This is a genomic window from Oleiphilus sp. HI0066, from assembly GCF_001635725.1.
The window spans coordinates 1-593 of the sequence record NZ_LWFH01000711.1 but is presented as its reverse complement, the minus strand read 5'-3'; the positions used below and the strand labels follow the sequence as shown (position 1 = coordinate 593).

General features: G+C 44.5%; 1 protein-coding gene. It reads left to right on the top strand.

Annotated features, from left to right (window positions below; genetic code table 11):
- The first annotated feature begins 87 nt into the window (after window positions 1-87).
- A complete protein-coding gene (gene moaC / locus A3738_RS08830) occupies window positions 88-576 on the top strand; it encodes a cyclic pyranopterin monophosphate synthase MoaC (protein WP_068473122.1) in 489 nt (162 codons plus the stop codon).
- Window positions 577-593: the final 17 nt, after the last annotated feature.

Here is a 593-nt window from a genome sequence, read left to right as displayed (position 1 = left end):
TGAGCAATTGGGTGAGGTAATTCGTGCTGGCGGACAGGGCATTGCTGGTATCAGTACATGGCAAACGATTATAGAGGGAACGCGTTAATGGAAAATAAACTAACGCATGTCAATGAATCAGGTAATGCGCATATGGTTGATGTGTCGGGGAAGGCAATAACTGGACGTATTGCTATTGCAGAGGCTTATGTTGACATGAAGCCTTCAACCTTATCATTGATATTGAGTGATCAGATTGAAAAGGGCGATGTGTTAGCAGTGTGCCGAGTTGCAGGTATTATGGCAGCTAAAAAGTGTTCTGAACTTGTCCCCTTGTGCCATGGTTTAAATTTAAGTGCTGTGAGCATTGATTTTGAGCCGCAAGACGTCAACGATTCGGCGCGCTTACGCATTGTTAGTACATGTAAGTTGAATGCGCAGACAGGTGTTGAGATGGAAGCGTTGACAGCTGTTAGCGTTGCTGCGCTGACTGTTTATGACATGTGTAAAGCTGTTGATAAAGCGATGCAAGTTAATGGCGTTCGATTGTTAGAAAAGCATGGCGGTAAGAGCGGCAGTTACTACGCAGACAATTAAATGCACTGCCAGTAATG

Excerpts from the sequence above, each read along its gene's own strand:
- moaC (WP_068473122.1), top strand. The coding sequence starts at position 88 with ATGGAAAATAAACTAACGCATGTCAATGAATCAGGTAATGCGCATATG.